Source organism: Rhodoferax sp. ZS1R25 (assembly GCF_056521335.1).
Window position 1 is genome coordinate 575,790 of sequence record NZ_JBWMAZ010000002.1, and the last position, 15,115, is coordinate 590,904.

General features: G+C 61.7%; 13 protein-coding genes. 3 read left to right on the plus strand and 10 right to left on the minus strand.

Annotation, left to right across the window (positions count from 1 at the left end):
• Nucleotides 1-23: 23 nt before the first annotated feature.
• The 3 genes from thrC to AC097R_RS13545 form a co-directional block, all read right to left on the minus strand.
• The gene (gene thrC, locus AC097R_RS13535) at nucleotides 24-1,454 is read right to left on the minus strand and encodes a threonine synthase (RefSeq protein ID WP_479598671.1); all 1,431 of its coding nucleotides are present in this window, start codon (nucleotides 1,452-1,454) and stop codon (nucleotides 24-26) included.
• On the minus strand, nucleotides 1,454-2,776 hold the full coding sequence (locus AC097R_RS13540) for a homoserine dehydrogenase (RefSeq protein ID WP_479598672.1): 1,323 nt from the start codon (nucleotides 2,774-2,776) through the stop codon (nucleotides 1,454-1,456). The genes thrC and AC097R_RS13540 overlap by 1 nt, the downstream gene beginning before the upstream one ends.
• Before the next feature lie 70 nt (nucleotides 2,777-2,846).
• A complete protein-coding gene (locus AC097R_RS13545) occupies nucleotides 2,847-4,073 on the minus strand; it encodes a pyridoxal phosphate-dependent aminotransferase (RefSeq protein ID WP_479599551.1) in 1,227 nt (408 codons plus the stop codon).
• A gap of 111 nt (nucleotides 4,074-4,184) precedes the next feature.
• Here AC097R_RS13545 and AC097R_RS13550 point away from each other — a divergent pair, with 111 nt between their 5' ends.
• From AC097R_RS13550 to AC097R_RS13560, 3 genes are all read left to right on the plus strand, one after another.
• Complete coding sequence (locus AC097R_RS13550) at nucleotides 4,185-4,550, plus strand: Mth938-like domain-containing protein (RefSeq protein ID WP_479598673.1); 366 nt, start codon at nucleotides 4,185-4,187, stop codon at nucleotides 4,548-4,550.
• Between the two features lie 154 nt (nucleotides 4,551-4,704).
• Entirely contained in the window at nucleotides 4,705-5,181 is a 477-nt protein-coding gene (locus AC097R_RS13555; protein ID WP_479598674.1) for a peroxiredoxin, read from the plus strand.
• 179 nt (nucleotides 5,182-5,360) lie between these two features.
• Complete coding sequence (locus AC097R_RS13560) at nucleotides 5,361-7,040, plus strand: PhoH family protein (RefSeq protein WP_479598675.1); 1,680 nt, start codon at nucleotides 5,361-5,363, stop codon at nucleotides 7,038-7,040.
• Between the two features lie 144 nt (nucleotides 7,041-7,184).
• Here AC097R_RS13560 and dnaB read toward each other — a convergent pair whose 3' ends face one another.
• The 7 genes from dnaB to ppsA all read right to left on the minus strand — a co-directional run bounded on the left by dnaB (nucleotide 7,185) and on the right by ppsA (nucleotide 15,021).
• On the minus strand, nucleotides 7,185-8,588 hold the full coding sequence (dnaB, locus tag AC097R_RS13565; protein WP_477891290.1) for a replicative DNA helicase: 1,404 nt from the start codon (nucleotides 8,586-8,588) through the stop codon (nucleotides 7,185-7,187).
• 197 nt (nucleotides 8,589-8,785) lie between these two features.
• Complete coding sequence (rplI, locus tag AC097R_RS13570; RefSeq protein WP_479598676.1) at nucleotides 8,786-9,238, minus strand: 50S ribosomal protein L9; 453 nt, start codon at nucleotides 9,236-9,238, stop codon at nucleotides 8,786-8,788.
• A gap of 12 nt (nucleotides 9,239-9,250) precedes the next feature.
• Nucleotides 9,251-9,532, minus strand: a complete 282-nt coding sequence (gene rpsR / locus AC097R_RS13575) for a 30S ribosomal protein S18 (RefSeq protein WP_029708819.1) — start codon at nucleotides 9,530-9,532, stop codon at nucleotides 9,251-9,253.
• A 16-nt stretch (nucleotides 9,533-9,548) separates the two neighbouring features.
• Entirely contained in the window at nucleotides 9,549-9,842 is a 294-nt protein-coding gene (gene priB, locus AC097R_RS13580; RefSeq protein WP_477891286.1) for a primosomal replication protein N, read from the minus strand.
• A 22-nt stretch (nucleotides 9,843-9,864) separates the two neighbouring features.
• Nucleotides 9,865-10,230 (minus strand): 30S ribosomal protein S6, encoded by a 366-nt coding sequence (gene rpsF, locus AC097R_RS13585; RefSeq protein WP_105260691.1) that lies wholly within the window; start codon nucleotides 10,228-10,230, stop codon nucleotides 9,865-9,867.
• Nucleotides 10,231-10,324: 94 nt separating this feature from the next.
• On the minus strand, nucleotides 10,325-12,622 hold the full coding sequence (locus AC097R_RS13590; RefSeq protein ID WP_479598677.1) for a VC_2705 family sodium/solute symporter: 2,298 nt from the start codon (nucleotides 12,620-12,622) through the stop codon (nucleotides 10,325-10,327).
• Between the two features lie 5 nt (nucleotides 12,623-12,627).
• Nucleotides 12,628-15,021, minus strand: a complete 2,394-nt coding sequence (ppsA, locus tag AC097R_RS13595; RefSeq protein WP_479598678.1) for a phosphoenolpyruvate synthase — start codon at nucleotides 15,019-15,021, stop codon at nucleotides 12,628-12,630.
• Between the last annotated feature and the right edge of the window lie 94 nt (nucleotides 15,022-15,115).

Below are 15,115 nucleotides of genomic sequence, written 5' to 3' on the forward strand. Positions count from 1 at the left end.
CAGCTATTTGGTGTCTATCTGGCTCAGTAACCGCACTCGCTGGCGATCAGGGCCTGGATGGCGGCCACATCGGCCTCCATCACGCGCACGCGCTTGGGCAAGGCTTCGATGCCGTTGAACTTGGCGGGGCGCTCCGGCTCGCGGCCCAGGGCCTCGACGATGGTGGCGGCAAACTTGATGGGCAAGGCTGTTTCCAGCACCACCATGGGCACACCGGGGGTGTGCTGCTCTAGCGCCACCTTCAGGCCGTCGGCCGTGTGGGTGTCGATCACCATGCCGTGGCGGCTCCAGGTGTCCTGAATCGTTTGCAGACGGTCGGCATGCGTGCTCTTGCCGCTGACAAAGCCGTAGCGGGCGGCAGCCTCTGCAAACACCGGGTCGGCGCTCAGGTCAAACTGGCCGGTCTTGGACAGGCCCTCGCCAAACAGCGCTTTCACGCGCACACCGTCGCGACCCAGCAGGTCGAACACAAAGCGCTCGAAATTGCTGGCCTTGGAAATGTCCATCGACGGGCTGGAGGTCTCGTGCGTGTCAGCCGTGCCGCGCACGCGGTACACGCCGGTGCGGAAGAACTCGTCCAGCACATCGTTCTCATTGGTGGCAACCACCAGCTTGTCGATCGGCAAGCCCATCTGGCGCGCCACATGGCCGGCGCAAACGTTGCCGAAGTTTCCGGAGGGCACCGCGAAGCTGACCTTTTGGGCGTTGCTGTCAGTGGCTTGGATGTAGCCCGCAAAGTAGTACACCACCTGGGCCAGCAAACGTGCCCAGTTGATGGAGTTGACGGTGCCAATCTTGTACTTGCGCTTGAACGCCAGGTCGTTGGAGACCGCCTTGACGATGTCCTGGCAATCATCGAACACGCCGTTGACGGCGATGTTGTGGATGTTGGCGTCCTGCAGGCTGAACATCTGCGCCTGCTGGAAGGGGCTCATGCGGCCGTGCGGGCTGGTCATGAAGACGCGTACGCCCTTCTTGCCGCGCATGGCGTATTCGGCTGCGCTGCCGGTGTCGCCACTGGTAGCACCCAGGATGTTGAGCTCTTCACCGCGGCGGGCCAATTCGTACTCGAACAGGTTGCCCAGCAACTGCATGGCCATGTCCTTGAAGGCCAGCGTGGGGCCGTTGGACAGGGCTTCGATCCACACGCCGTCTTCGAGGTGACGCAAAGGCACGATCTCGCCCGTGCCAAACACTTCGGCGGTGTAGGTCTTGGCGCACAGGGCACGCAGATCGGTGGCGGGAATGTCGTCGATGTAGAGCGAAAGGATTTCAAACGCCAGCGCGGCATAGCCTTGCTGGTGGTAGACGGTACGCCACTGCTGCAGCGTGGCGTCGCTCACCTGAGGATAGGCCTCAGGCAGGTACAGACCGCCATCCGGTGCCAGGCCTTCGAGCAGGATCTCGCAGAAGCGTTTGCGGTCAGGGTTGCCGCGGGTGGAGAGGTAACGCATCAGTTCAGCTCCTCTTTGCGGATACGGGTGATGGGCGCCAGCACCGTGGGCAAGGCCTGCATCTGGGCGATGGCACTGTTCATCCTGGCCTCGGCGCAGTCGTGCGTGAGGATGATGACGTCAGTCTGGGTGCCCGCTTCGCCGCTGATCTCGTCGGCTTCGCGCTGCAGCACCGCATCGATGCTGATGGCTGCCTCGGCCAGGATGCCAGTAACCTTGGCCAGCACACCGGCCTCGTCGGCCACGCGCAGGCGCAGGTAGTAGCTGGTCACCACATCGCCCATGGGCAGGATGGGCGTGTCGCTCATGCTGTGCGGCTGGAAGGCCAGGTGCGGCACGCGCTGCGCCGCATCGGCGGTGTGCAGGCGGGTGATGTCCACCAGATCCGCAATCACGGCGCTGGCCGTCGGCTCGGAGCCCGCGCCCTTGCCGTAGTACAGCGTGGTGCCCACGGCGTCGCCATTCACCACCACGGCGTTCATCGCGCCTTCCACATTCGCAATCAGGCGCTTGGCCGGGATCAGCGTGGGGTGCACGCGCAGCTCAATGCCCTTGCCCGAGCGCTTGGTAATACCCAGGAGCTTGATGCGGTAGCCCAGCTGCTCGGCGTACTTGATGTCGGCCGAACCCAGCTTGGTGATGCCTTCCACATGGGCCTTGTCGAACTGCACGGGAATGCCAAAGGCAATCGCCGACATGAGCGTGAGCTTGTGCGCGGCGTCCACACCTTCGATGTCGAAGGTGGGATCGGCTTCTGCGTAGCCCAGGCGCTGTGCTTCTTTGAGCACCACGTCAAAGTCCAGGCCCTTGTCGCGCATCTCGGACAGGATGAAGTTGGTGGTGCCGTTGATGATGCCGGCGATCCACTGCACGCGGTTGGCGGTCAGGCCTTCGCGCAGCGCCTTAATGATGGGAATGCCACCGGCCACAGCCGCTTCAAACGCCACCATCACACCCTTGGCGGACGCAGCCGCAAAAATCTCGGTGCCATGCACGGCCAAGAGCGCCTTGTTGGCGGTGACCACATGCTTGCCTGCGGCAATAGCCTCCAGCACCAACTCTTTGGCCAGCGTGTAGCCACCGATGAGCTCGACCACGATGTCGATATCGGGGTTGCGGATGATCGCGCGTGCGTCGGCCACCACCTGGGCCTTGTCGCCCACGATCTCCTGCGCCAGCGCCGTGTTGCGGCGCGACACCATGGTCACCTCGATGCCGCGGCCGGCGCGGCCCTTGATTTCTTCCTGGTTGCGCTGCAGGACGTTGAACACACCGCTACCCACGGTGCCCAAGCCCATCACGCCTACTTGTATCGGTTTCATAAATTCTTCAGGTAAAAAGGCTTCTAGCCCGCGCAAACACTGCGCGAGCAGCTATCAAAATCAGAGTGAGTCAGCCGGCCTTGCGGGCACGGTAGTGCTCCAGGAACTTGGCGATGCGGCCAATGGCTTCGCGCAGATCGTCTTCGTGCGGCAAAAACACAATGCGGAAATGGTCTGGCTGCGGCCAGTTGAACCCCGTGCCTTGCACCAGCATGACGCGGGTCTCGCGCAGCAGCTCCAGGAAGAACTGGCGATCGTCCGCGATGGGGTACACCTTGGGGTCCAGCTTGGGGAACATGTAGAGCGCAGCCTGCGGCTTCACGCAGCTCACGCCGGGAATGGCGGTAATCAGCTCATAGGCCAGGTCGCGCTGGCGGCGCAGGCGTCCGCCTTCGCAGACCAGGTCGTTGATGCTCTGGTAGCCGCCCAGCGCGGTCTGGATGGCCCACTGGCCGGGCACGTTGGAGCACAGCTTCATGTTCGAGAGCATGTTCAGGCCCTCGATGTAGTCGGTCGCGTTCTTCTTGTCGCCCGACACGACCAGCCAGCCCGCGCGGTAGCCGCAGGAGCGGTAGCTCTTGGACAGGGAGTTGAAAGTCAGCGTCAGCACGTCATCGGACAGGCTACCCAGCGCCGTGTGCTTGATGCCGTCGTACAGCACCTTGTCATACACCTCGTCGGCCAGGATGACCAGGCCGTGCTCCCGCGCAATGGTGATGATGCCCTTGAGCAGCTCATCGGAATACATCACGCCCGTGGGGTTGTTGGGGTTGATGACCACGATGCCCTTGGTGCGCGGCGTGATCTTGGCGCGGATATCGTCCAGGCTGGGCATCCACCCATTGGCCTCGTCGCACAGGTAGTGCACCGGGGTGCCGCCCGACAGGCTGGTCGCGGCCGTCCACAGCGGGTAGTCGGGCATGGGCAGCAGCAGCTCGTCGCCATCATCGAGCAAGGCGTTCGTCGCCATGGTGATGAGTTCGCTGGCGCCATTGCCCAGGTAAATGTCGTCCAGCGTCACGGCCTTGATGCCCTGCTGCTGGGTGTAATGCATGACGGCCTTGCGCGCCGCAAAAATACCCTTGCTGTCCGAATAACCCGCCGAGTTGGGTAGGTTGCGAATCATGTCTTGCTGAATTTCCTCAGGCGCATCAAAACCAAACACCGCCAGGTTGCCCAGGTTGAGTTTGATGATTTTCTGCCCCTCGTCCTCCATCTGCCGCGCCGCGTCCATGATGGGTCCGCGGATGTCGTACAGCACGTTGGCAAGCTTGGCAGATTTCTGAATGGTTTTCAAAGGCCCTCCGGCGGTCTTCAGCATGGGGTGAAACCTATAATTTGACCACAGTTCCGCAGCGCAACAGCCTCGCCGCACCCCGCGCCCACCCCAAACACCCGCACATTGCCCATGAAACTTTTGCCCGATGCCCTGCAAGGTCCGTCCATCACCGGTTACGGCCCTGGCTGGATAGCGGTGAATGGCCAGCAATACACCACCAGCATGATTGTCAGCAGCGAGGGGTTATGCCAACCCTGGAGCTGCGCGGCCTTCGACCAGCTGGATATTGCCCACTTTGAAGAACTGGCCACGCTGGCGCCCGAGTTGGTGCTGTTTGGCAGTGGCGAGCGTATCCAGTTTCCACGCCCGCAGTGGCTGGCCCCCCTGTACAGCCGCCGCATCGGGCTGGAGACCATGGACACCCAGGCGGCCTGCCGTACCTTCAACTTTCTGGCCGGGGAAGGCCGCAAGGTGGTAGCCGCGCTGCTGGTATAGGGATTCCTCTAGAGCCTTCAGGGTTTGGGGAGTGGTTTTCAGAGTAAAATCACGGGTTGCGGTCTGGGGCGACATTCGCTGTCACGTTTGGCGCCCTTCACTACGACTGACAAGTCCGGCTTACCGGACTGCAACACCGAGACTGAAACTGCTTATGGCCATCGTTGTCAACAAACCCCTGCCCGAATTTGAAGCCAACGCCACCGGCGGCATCAGGGTGACCAACACCACCCACGTCGGCAAAACCATGGTGCTGTACTTCTACCCCAAGGACAATACCCCTGGCTGCACCACCGAAGCGATGCAATTCCGGGACAAATACAAGGATTTCGTCAAAGCCGGTGCCGAGGTTTTCGGCGTCTCCCGTGACAACATGAAGTCCCACGACGAATTCAAGGCCAAGCTGGAACTCCCGTTTGAGCTAATCGCCGACACCGAAGAAAAAATGTGCCACATGTTCGGCGTGGTCAAGAACAAGATCATGTACGGCAAAAAGGTCAAGGGCATCGAACGCAGCACCTTCCTGGTGGGCGCCGATGGCCTGCTGAAGGAAGAATGGCGCGGCCTCAAGGTGCCAGGCCATGTGGACGAAGTCCTCAAGGCGGTCAAAGTCCTCAAAAAAGCGGGTTGATTTTCGCGCCTGTTGTTTTGGTGCACACCAAAGCAACCGTGTCACGGCAGTCATGCATAATGAATTCATGCCGTTGAACGTCGCAACCGCGCTCCCACAAAAAGCCGCCTTGGCTCAAGGCGGCTTTTTCGTTTTTACGGCTACGGTTTTTCACTTTTCATCCTCTGCGAGCCCACTCCATGCCATTGCCTCCCGCCCCGTCCAAGCGCGCCGATCGCCTGACTGCCAAAGACTTTGACGCCCCCGCACGTGCCACAGCCCGCCCTGTGCGCAAGGCCCAGCAAGTCGAGACACTTGCTGCCGCAGCCCCAAGCTTGAGTGAAAAGCCCACCGCCAAAGAGTCGACCAAACGGGTTCAGACCTCGGCACTGACCCACACGCCCGTCAGCAGCCCGGCGGTAGTGGCCGCAGCGCCGGCAGCGCCCCGAGCGGTTGCACCCGCCCGCCGCATCAAACGCACGGGCCCCAGCGGTCCGAGCAAGCTGTTTGTGCTGGACACCAATGTGTTGCTGCACGACCCCATGTGCCTGTTCCGCTTTGAGGAACACGACATTTACCTGCCGATGATCGTCCTGGAAGAGCTGGACGGTCACAAAAAGGGCATGACCGAAGTGGCGCGCAACGCCCGCCAGACCAGCCGTACGCTGGATACGCTGGCCGGCGCCCCCGGCGCCGACATCACGGCGGGTTTCGAACTCAACAGCACCGGCCACAAGGACGCGGGCGGCAAGCTGATGTTCCAGACCCAGCCGCTGAACTACACCTTGCCCACCAGCCTGCCCCAAGGCAAGGCCGACAACCAAATCCTGGGTGTGGTGGAGGCTCTGCGCCAGCACTACGCGCCGCGTGAGGTGGTGCTGGTGTCCAAGGACATCAATATGCGGGTCAAGGCCCGTGCGCTGGGCCTGGCCACAGACGACTACCAGAACGACAAGACCCTGGAGGACGGCGACCTGCTGTACTCCGGCGCACTCGCCCTGCCCTCCGACTTTTGGGCCACCCACGGCCAAGGCGTGGAAAGCTGGCAACAAGGCCCGCACACCTTCTACAAGGTGGACGGCCCCGTGGTGCCCAGCATGCTGATCAACCAGTTCGTCTTCTTTGAATCCCCCGGCGAACCCAGCCTGTATGCGCGCGTGACGGAAATCCGCGGTACTACCGCGGTGCTCAAGACCCTGAAAGACTTCAACCACTTGAAGAATGCGGTTTGGGGTGTAACCACGCGTAACCGCGAGCAGAACTTCGCCATGAACCTGCTGACCGATCCCGAAGTCGATTTCGTCACGCTGACCGGCACCGCTGGCACGGGCAAGACGCTGATGGCCCTGGCCGCCGGCCTGACCCAGGTGCTGGACGATCGCCGCTACACCGAAATCATCGTCACCCGCGCCACCGTGAGCGTGGGTGAAGACATCGGCTTCCTGCCCGGCACCGAGGAAGAAAAAATGGGCCCTTGGATGGGCGCGCTGGACGACAACCTCGAAGTGCTGGGCAAAACGGATACCAGCGCCGGCGAGTGGGGCCGCGCGGCCACCAATGAGCTGATCCGCAGCCGCATCAAGATCAAGAGCATGAACTTCATGCGCGGCCGTACCTTCCTGAACAAGTACGTGATCATCGACGAGGCGCAGAACCTGACGCCCAAGCAGATGAAGACGCTGATTACCCGTGCCGGCCCCGGCACCAAGATCATCTGCATGGGCAACCTGGCGCAGATCGACACACCCTACCTGACTGAAGGTTCGTCGGGCCTGACCTTTGCGGTGGACAAGTTCAAGGGCTGGCCGCACGGCGGGCACATCACGCTGGCGCGCGGCGAACGTTCGCGCCTGGCGGACTTTGCGAGTGAGGTGCTGTGACATTGAGGGTCAGACCACTCGCGCAGCGACGTGCTCTGACCCCAACTGATTAGAAACGCTATTGATTCAATAGCTGCCGATGCAATGTGGACGGGGGCTAGAGGCCGATTTGGCTTCTAGCCCCCGTTCTTTTGGTGCCGTCAATCAGTAGTCGTCGCCACCGCTGTAGGCCAGGTTCTCGAACTTGGTAAAGCGGTTCATGAAGGCCAGCTTCACCGTGCCCGTGGGGCCGTTACGCTGCTTGGCAATGATGACTTCGGCCACGCCAGGTTCCTTGCACTGATCCTTGGTGTAGTACTCGTCGCGGTAGATGAACATGATGATGTCCGCATCCTGCTCAATGGCGCCGGATTCGCGCAAGTCACTCATCATGGGGCGTTTGTCGGGGCGCTGCTCCACCGAGCGGTTGAGCTGCGAGAGCGCGATCACCGGGCATTTGAGTTCCCGCGCCAGCATCTTCAGACCCCGGGAGATTTCGCCCAGCTCGGTGGCGCGGTTTTCACCGTCGCTGCTACTGCCGCTCATGAGCTGCAAATAGTCGACCACGATCAGGCCCAACTGGCCGCACTGGCGTGCCAGGCGGCGCGCGTTGGCGCGCACCTCGCTGGAGTTCAGGCCCGCGCTTTCGTCGATATGCAGGGAGATGGTTCGGAGCTTCTCGATCGCTTCCGACAGGCGTGGCCATTCGTCATCGGTGAGCTTGCCGGTCCGCAGATGGCCCTGGTCGATACGGCCGATGGAGCCCACGATACGCACCGCCAACTGGGCGGCGCCCATTTCCATCGAGAAAATGGCAACCGGTAGGCCTTCATTGAGTGCCACATGCTCGGCAATGTTGATGGCCAACGCGGTTTTTCCCATGGAGGGGCGTGCAGCCAGCACGATCAAATCACCGGCCTGCAGGCCGGCCGTCATGCGGTCAAAGTCAATAAAGCCCGTAGGCACCCCCGTCACATCGTTGGGGTTGTCAGCCATCTCCTGCACGCGGTCCAGCAGGTTGACCACCAGGGTGTCCATGCCTTGGAAACCCTGCTTGTTGCGCTTGCCCTGCTCGCCGATGTTGAAGATCTTTTGCTCGGACTCGTCCACGATCTCGGACACCGGCCGACCCTTGGGGTTGAAGGCATTGGTGGCAATCTCATCGCTGGCACTAACCAGCTTGCGCAGGATGGAGCGGTCCCGCACGATCTCGGCATAGCGGCGGATATTGCTGGCGCTTGGCACATACTGGGCCAGCGAATTCAGGTAGGCCAGCCCGCCCATTTCCTCGGCCTTGCCCTGGCTTTGCAAATGCTCAAACACCGTGATCACATCAGCCGGCTTGTTGCCGTTGATCAGCGTACCGATGGAGGCATAAATCAGGCGGTGCTCGTAGCGGTAGAAATCCGTGTCCACCAACACGTCGCTGACGCGGTCCCAGGCCTCGTTGTCCAGCAACAGCCCACCCAGCACGCTGGACTCACCCTCGATGGAGTTGGGCGGCACCCGCAACTGGGCGATTTGGCGGTCGGTATCAAAGTTATCGCTGGCGGACAGTACGGCGGACATTGGTGGTTTCCTTGAAGCCTTTCATCCTACGATGTGGCCGCATTGGCGTCGAGGGACAAAGCTGGGGGCAAGTTGTGGGCAAACTGTGCAAATGGCGGGATAACTCCGTCCCAAAAGCACAAAAGCCGCAAGGGACCAGCCCCAGCGGCTTTTGGTGAGGGCACACCCCGTTGCCGGGGCATACCATCAAAGTGCCATTAAGCGGTTTCGCCGTACACGGACACGGTGATGTCGACCACCACGTCAGTGTGCAGAGCCACGCTCACGGTGCTTTCGCTCACGACCTTGATAGGACCGTTGGGCATGCGCACTTGAGACTTGGCCACCTTGTAGCCGGCTTTCACCAGTTCTTCGGCGATGTCGTAGTTGGTCACGGAACCAAACAAACGGCCATCCACACCAGCCTTTTGGGTCAGCTTGATGGTGGTACCACCCAGCTTGGCACCCAGTGCCTGGCATTCAGCCAGCTTGGCAGCGGCTGCTTTTTCCAGCTCAGCGCGCTTGGCTTCGAATTCTGCCTTGGCAGATTCGGTGGCGCGGCGTGCACGGCCGGAAGGGATCAGGAAGTTGCGTGCGTAGCCATCTTTGACCTTGACGATTTCGCCCAGGTTGCCGAGGTTCACGACCTTGTCGAGCAGAATAATTTGCATTGCCTACGCTCCTTAGATCTTGTGCTGGTCGCTGTAAGGCAGCATCGCCAGGAAGCGAGCGCGCTTGATAGCGGTGTTCAATTGGCGCTGAAAAATAGCGCGGGTGCCGGTCAGGCGTGCGGGAATGATCTTGCCGTTTTCAGCAATGAAGTCACGCAGCGTGTCGATGTCTTTGTAGTCAATCTCTTCCACACCGGTCACGGTGAAGCGGCAAAAGCGCTTGCGCTTGAACAGCAGGGATTGTGTGTTGCGCTTTGGGCGCTTGTCTTTGTTGAAACGTTTTGGTCCGGGCATGATGGACTCCTAAAAATTAGTCTTGCAAAAAATCTTGAATGTGAAACACGAGTGACTTGCCTTGGCGTGCATTGGCGAGAAAACCACTGAACTTCCAGACACTGCCGATGGCTTGCTTGGCAAGCCGCTCCGCCAATGTGCCGAAAGCCACTGCTTTCACCACCACCTTCACGGTTCGCTGACCCCCTGCTTCTTCCACTTGGGACTCGTGTTCAAGTCGCAAATTCAGAGCGGGTAAGCCGGCTGGCGTGTAACGCATGGACTCAACCTCTGCGATACAGGCACTTAAAACCAATGAGTTGGCTTGCACTCCTTTTCAGGCAAATGCGTGTTTACGCTTGGTACTCGGCCTGTTGGGCCTTGCGTGCATCTTCGCGTTCCACAGTCTTCATCATGGAAGAAGGGCCGGTATCGGCTTTTTTCTTCAACACGGTGAGGTGGCGCAACACGGCGTCGTTGAACTTGAACGCGTGTTCCAGTTCAGACATCACAGCCTGGTCGGCTTCGATGTTGACGCACAGGTAGTGGGCCTTGGCCAGCTTGTTGATCATGTACACCATCTGACGACGGCCCCAATCTTCAACACGGTGCACCTTGCCACCGCCAGCGGTGATCATGCCCTTGTAACGTTCCAGCATGGCAGGAACTTGTTCGCTCTGATCCGGGTGGATCATGAGGATGATTTCGTAATGACGCATTGATACTCCTTGAGGATTTCCCAGCATCTGGGATTAAGTAAGCTGCCCCCGGCGTCTAAACAGGGTGCAGCAAGGCGAAGCCCATGATTATAGCTCAGCCCAGGTCGGGCGCCAAATCTCGCTCTGGCAGGGGTTCTGGGCGCGTTACGCAGCTGAGCAAAAACCCCACCACAAAGCCCGCCAGCACCCCAAACACCCCTGCGGAAACGGGTTGGATGCCCCACCACAAGCCCTCGCCCTGCAAACTCAGGGCCAAGCGCAGGCCTGGCAAATTCACCGCCATGTAGTAGACCGTGACGCCCAGACCGGCCAACATGCTCCCCACCGCCCCCACCCGCGTCATGCGGGGCCAGAAGATGCCCAGCACCATCGACGGCACAAAAGCCGCCCCCGCCAACGAGAACGACGCCGACACCAGGTACAGAATGCCGGCCGGCCGCTGCGCCGCCGCGTAGGCCGCCACCAGGGCCACCACCAGCAAGGCAAATTTGGACCACATGACGCGGCGCATGGCCTGGGCCTTGTTGCCACTGCCCTCGAAATACACATCGTGCGCCAGCGCATTGCCAATCGTCAGCAGCAGGCCATCGGCCGTGGAGAGCGCAGCGGCCAGTCCGCCTGCCGCCACCAGCACCGACACCACATAAGGCAAGCCGCCAATCTCAGGCGTAGCCAGCATGACCAGGTCGGCCCCCACCCGCAGCTCGGCAAACTGCAGGATGTGGTCGCCATTCACATCCGCCACGGTCAGCAGCGTGGGATCGCGCGACCACTGGGCGATCCAGCCGGGCAGCGCGTCCATGGGCTGCCCCACCAGATGCGCCATGACCTCGTACTTGACCAGCACGGCCAGCGCCGGGGCCGACAGGTACAGCATGGCAATGAATACCAGCGACCAGGCCACGGAGCGTCGGGTCTCTGCGACCGAAGGCGTGGTGTAGTAGCGCGTGAGCAGATGCGGCAGGCCGGCTGTGCCCACCATCAGGCAGAACATCAGGGCCAGAAAATTCAGGCGTGAGGTCTGGGTGTCCTCCGGCGTGCCCCCTACCCCACCGGCCTTCCCCGCAAAGGGTTGGGAATGCAGAGGCATGCCACCCAGCGGTTGCGCGCGCTCCAGATTGTCGGTGCGGGCTTTGGTCCAGCGCTCGCGCGCGGTGACCGCGTCTTTGGGCAGGGCAGACAGTTCTCGCCGCAGCGTCTGGGCGCGCGTGTTGTCGGCCTTGATGTCGCCCAGGGCACGCAGCTGCTGGCGCAGCTCCTGCCGCTCCTGCTGCAAGGCCTCGTCCACGTTTTGCAGCTTGCGCTCCAGCACCGCGGCGCGGTGCGCGTAGATGCCGATGACTTCCTGCTCGACCGGCGAGTTGAGAAACTGCTGCTCCAGCGCCGCAATTTTGGGCAACTGCTGGCCGTAGGCCAAGGGCGCCAATGGATTGCCGGTCTGCTTGTAAGACAGCCAGGACACCGGGATAAGAAACGCCAGGATGATGATCACGTACTGGGTGACCTGGGTCCAGGTGACGGCCCGCATGCCACCGAGAAACGAACACACCAGCACGCCGCCCAGGCCCAACAAAATACCAATCTCGAAGTTCACGCCGGTCAGGCGCGAAGTAATCAGCCCCACGCCGTACAGCTGTGCCACCACATAGGTAAACGAGCACAGTACCGCGGCCAGCGCGGCCAGCATGCGCGGCCAGCGCCCCCCAAAGCGCACCGCGAAATAGTCGGGCACGGTATACAGGTTCATGCGGCGCAAATACGGCGCCACCAACAGAGCCACGAGGCAAAAACCGCCGGTCCAGCCCAGCACATAAGCCAGACCGCCAGGCTGCCCCCCCGCCCCTGAAAAGCCTTGCAGGTAGAGGCCACCGGCCAGGCTGATGAAGGAGGCCGCACTCATCCAATCGGCCGCCGTAGCCATGCCGTTGTAGATGCCGGGCACGCGGCGCCCGGCCACGTAGTACTCATTGGCATCGGCCGTGCGGCCCACCACGCCAATCACGGCGTACATCATCAAGGTGGTGGTCAAAAAGATGCCCGCCACCCAGGGTTTGGACAGGCCAAACTGCTCCGCCACAGCCAGTGCCCCGAGCAACAGCAGCAACGTGGCCACATAAATGCCAAAACGCCGGTGCAGGGTGCGCGTGTATCGGCCGTAGGCCCGCGGATCAAAGGTGGGAGTTTCCGTCTCGCGCCGGTTGGCACGCCAGGCATACACCACCACGATGGCAATGAAGACCAACACCGCGCCCTGGGCCGCAAACCAGAAGCTTATGGGCCAGGACAGTAGCTGCCACTGCAAGTCCCGCGCGAAAAAGACCGCCCCGAACGACACGGCAAACCACAGCGCCAGCAACCCTGCATGCAGGTGCCACCGGCGTGTGGTCTGCACACGCGTCATTGGTTGGCGAGCTGCTGCCAGGTCGCGACGACCGAGTCCGGGTTCAACGAGATCGAGGAGATGCCCTGCTGCTCCAGCCACTGCGCAAAGTCAGGGTGGTCGCTGGGACCTTGGCCGCAGATGCCGATGTACTTGCCCTGACGCTTGCAGGCGTCAATGGCCAGCGTGATCAGCGCCTTGACCGCGGGGTCACGTTCGTCAAAGTCGGCCGCCAGCAGCTCCAGGCCCGAATCACGGTCCAGGCCCAGCGTGAGCTGGGTCAGGTCGTTGGAACCGATGGAGAAGCCATCGAAATACTCGAGGAACTGGTCCGCCAAGATGGCGTTGCTGGGGATCTCGCACATCATCACCAGCTTGAGCTCGTCCTCGCCGCGGCGCAGGCCGTGGCGGCCCAGCAACTCGGTGACCTTTTTGGCCTGGCCCAGGGTGCGCACAAAGGGCACCATGACCTGCACATTGGTCAGGCCCATGTCGTTGCGCACGCGCTTGAGTGCCTCGCACTCCATGGCAAAGGCTTCGCCAAACTCGGTGCTGGTGTAGCGCACGGCGCCGCGGAAGCCCAGCATGGGGTTCTCTTCCTCAGGCTCGTAGCGGCTGCCACCGATGAGCTTGCGGTACTCGTTGCTCTTGAAGTCCGACAGGCGCACGATAACGGGCTTGGGCCAGAAGGCTGCGGCAATGGTCGCCACGCCTTCGGCCACACGGTCTACATAGAAAGCGCGCGGAGACGCATGGCCGCGGGCTACCGACTCCACGGCCTTTTTCAGGTCGCTGTCGATATTGGGATAGTCCAGGATGGCCTTGGGGTGCACACCAATGTTGTTGTTGATGATGAACTCCAACCGCGCCAGGCCCACGCCCTGGTTGGGCAACTGGCAGAAGTCAAACGCGAGCTGCGGGTTGCCCACGTTCATCATGATTTTCACCGGGATGTCGGGCATGGCGCCGCGCTGCACTTCCGAGACCTCGGTCTCGAGCAGGCCGTCGTAGATGAAGCCGGTATCGCCCTCAGCGCAGCTCACCGTTACCAGCATGCCGTCCTTCAGCAGGTCTGTGGCGTTGCCGCAGCCCACCACGGCCGGGATGCCCAGCTCGCGCGCGATGATGGCGGCATGGCAGGTGCGGCCACCGCGGTTGGTGACGATGGCGCTGGCGCGCTTCATGACCGGCTCCCAGTTGGGGTCGGTCATGTCGGTGACCAGAATGTCGCCGGCCTGCACCTGGTCCATCTCGTTGATGTTGTGCACGATGCGTACGGGGCCGGTGCCAATCTTCTGGCCAATGGCGCGGCCTTCCACCAGCACGGCGCCTTTGCCCTTGAGCTTGTAGCGGTACTCGGCGGCATTGCCGGCCTGGCTCTTCACAGTCTCGGGGCGGGCCTGCAGGATGTAGAGCTCGCCGTCGATGCCGTCCTTGCCCCACTCGATGTCCATGGGACGGCCGTAATGGTCCTCAATCACCAGCGCGTAGCGGGCCAGTTGCTCCACATCGGCATCGGTGAGCGAGTAGCGGTTGCGCAGCTCGGTGGGTACATCGGTGGTCTTGACCAGCTTGCCACCGGCGGCTTTTTCTTCTGCGCTGGTAAACACCATTTGCAAGAGCTTGGAGCCCAGGTTGCGGCGGATCAGTGCGCGCTTGCCAGCCTTGAGCATGGGCTTGTGCACATAGAACTCGTCGGGGTTCACTGCGCCCTGCACCACGGTTTCACCCAGGCCGTAGCTGGAGGTGATGAACACCACTTGGTCAAAGCCGGATTCGGTGTCGATGGTGAACATCACACCCGCCGCGCCCAGGTCCGAGCGCACCATGCGCTGCACACCTGCCGACAAGGCGACCACGTCATGGGCAAAACCCTTGTGCACGCGGTAGCTGATGGCGCGGTCGTTGTAGAGCGAGGCGAACACCTCTTTCATCTTGTGCAGCACGTCCTCGATGCCGACCACGTTGAGGAAAGTTTCCTGCTGACCGGCAAAGGATGCGTCGGGCAAATCCTCGGCCGTGGCGGACGAGCGCACGGCAAAGCTGGCTTGGGCGTTGCCCGCAGACAGCGTCACGAAGGCCTCGCGGATGGCTTTTTCCAGGTCAGCCGGAAAAGGCTGGGCCTCGACCATGGCGCGGATTTCGGCACCTACGACGGCCAGCGCGCGCACATCTTCGGTGTCCAGGTTCTTGAGTTTGGCGCTGATCTTGTCGGCCAAGCCGGCGTGGGCCAGAAACTGCCGAAAGGCATGGGCCGTGGTGGCGAAGCCCGTGGGCACTTTAACGCCCTGCGGTAGTTGGGAAATCATCTCCCCCAGGCTGGCATTTTTGCCACCCACGGATTCCACATCGGCCATGCGCAGCAGCTCGAAGGGGACGACCAGGTCGGTCGGGTTGAAAAGATTAGACATAGGAATGCTCCAGAAGTTAAAACCGTTTCATGGCCCGCAGGTCCGAGACCCGCCCGCAGCCGCGCACGACCGTTCGTTTTCTGTTGTTGGTGTT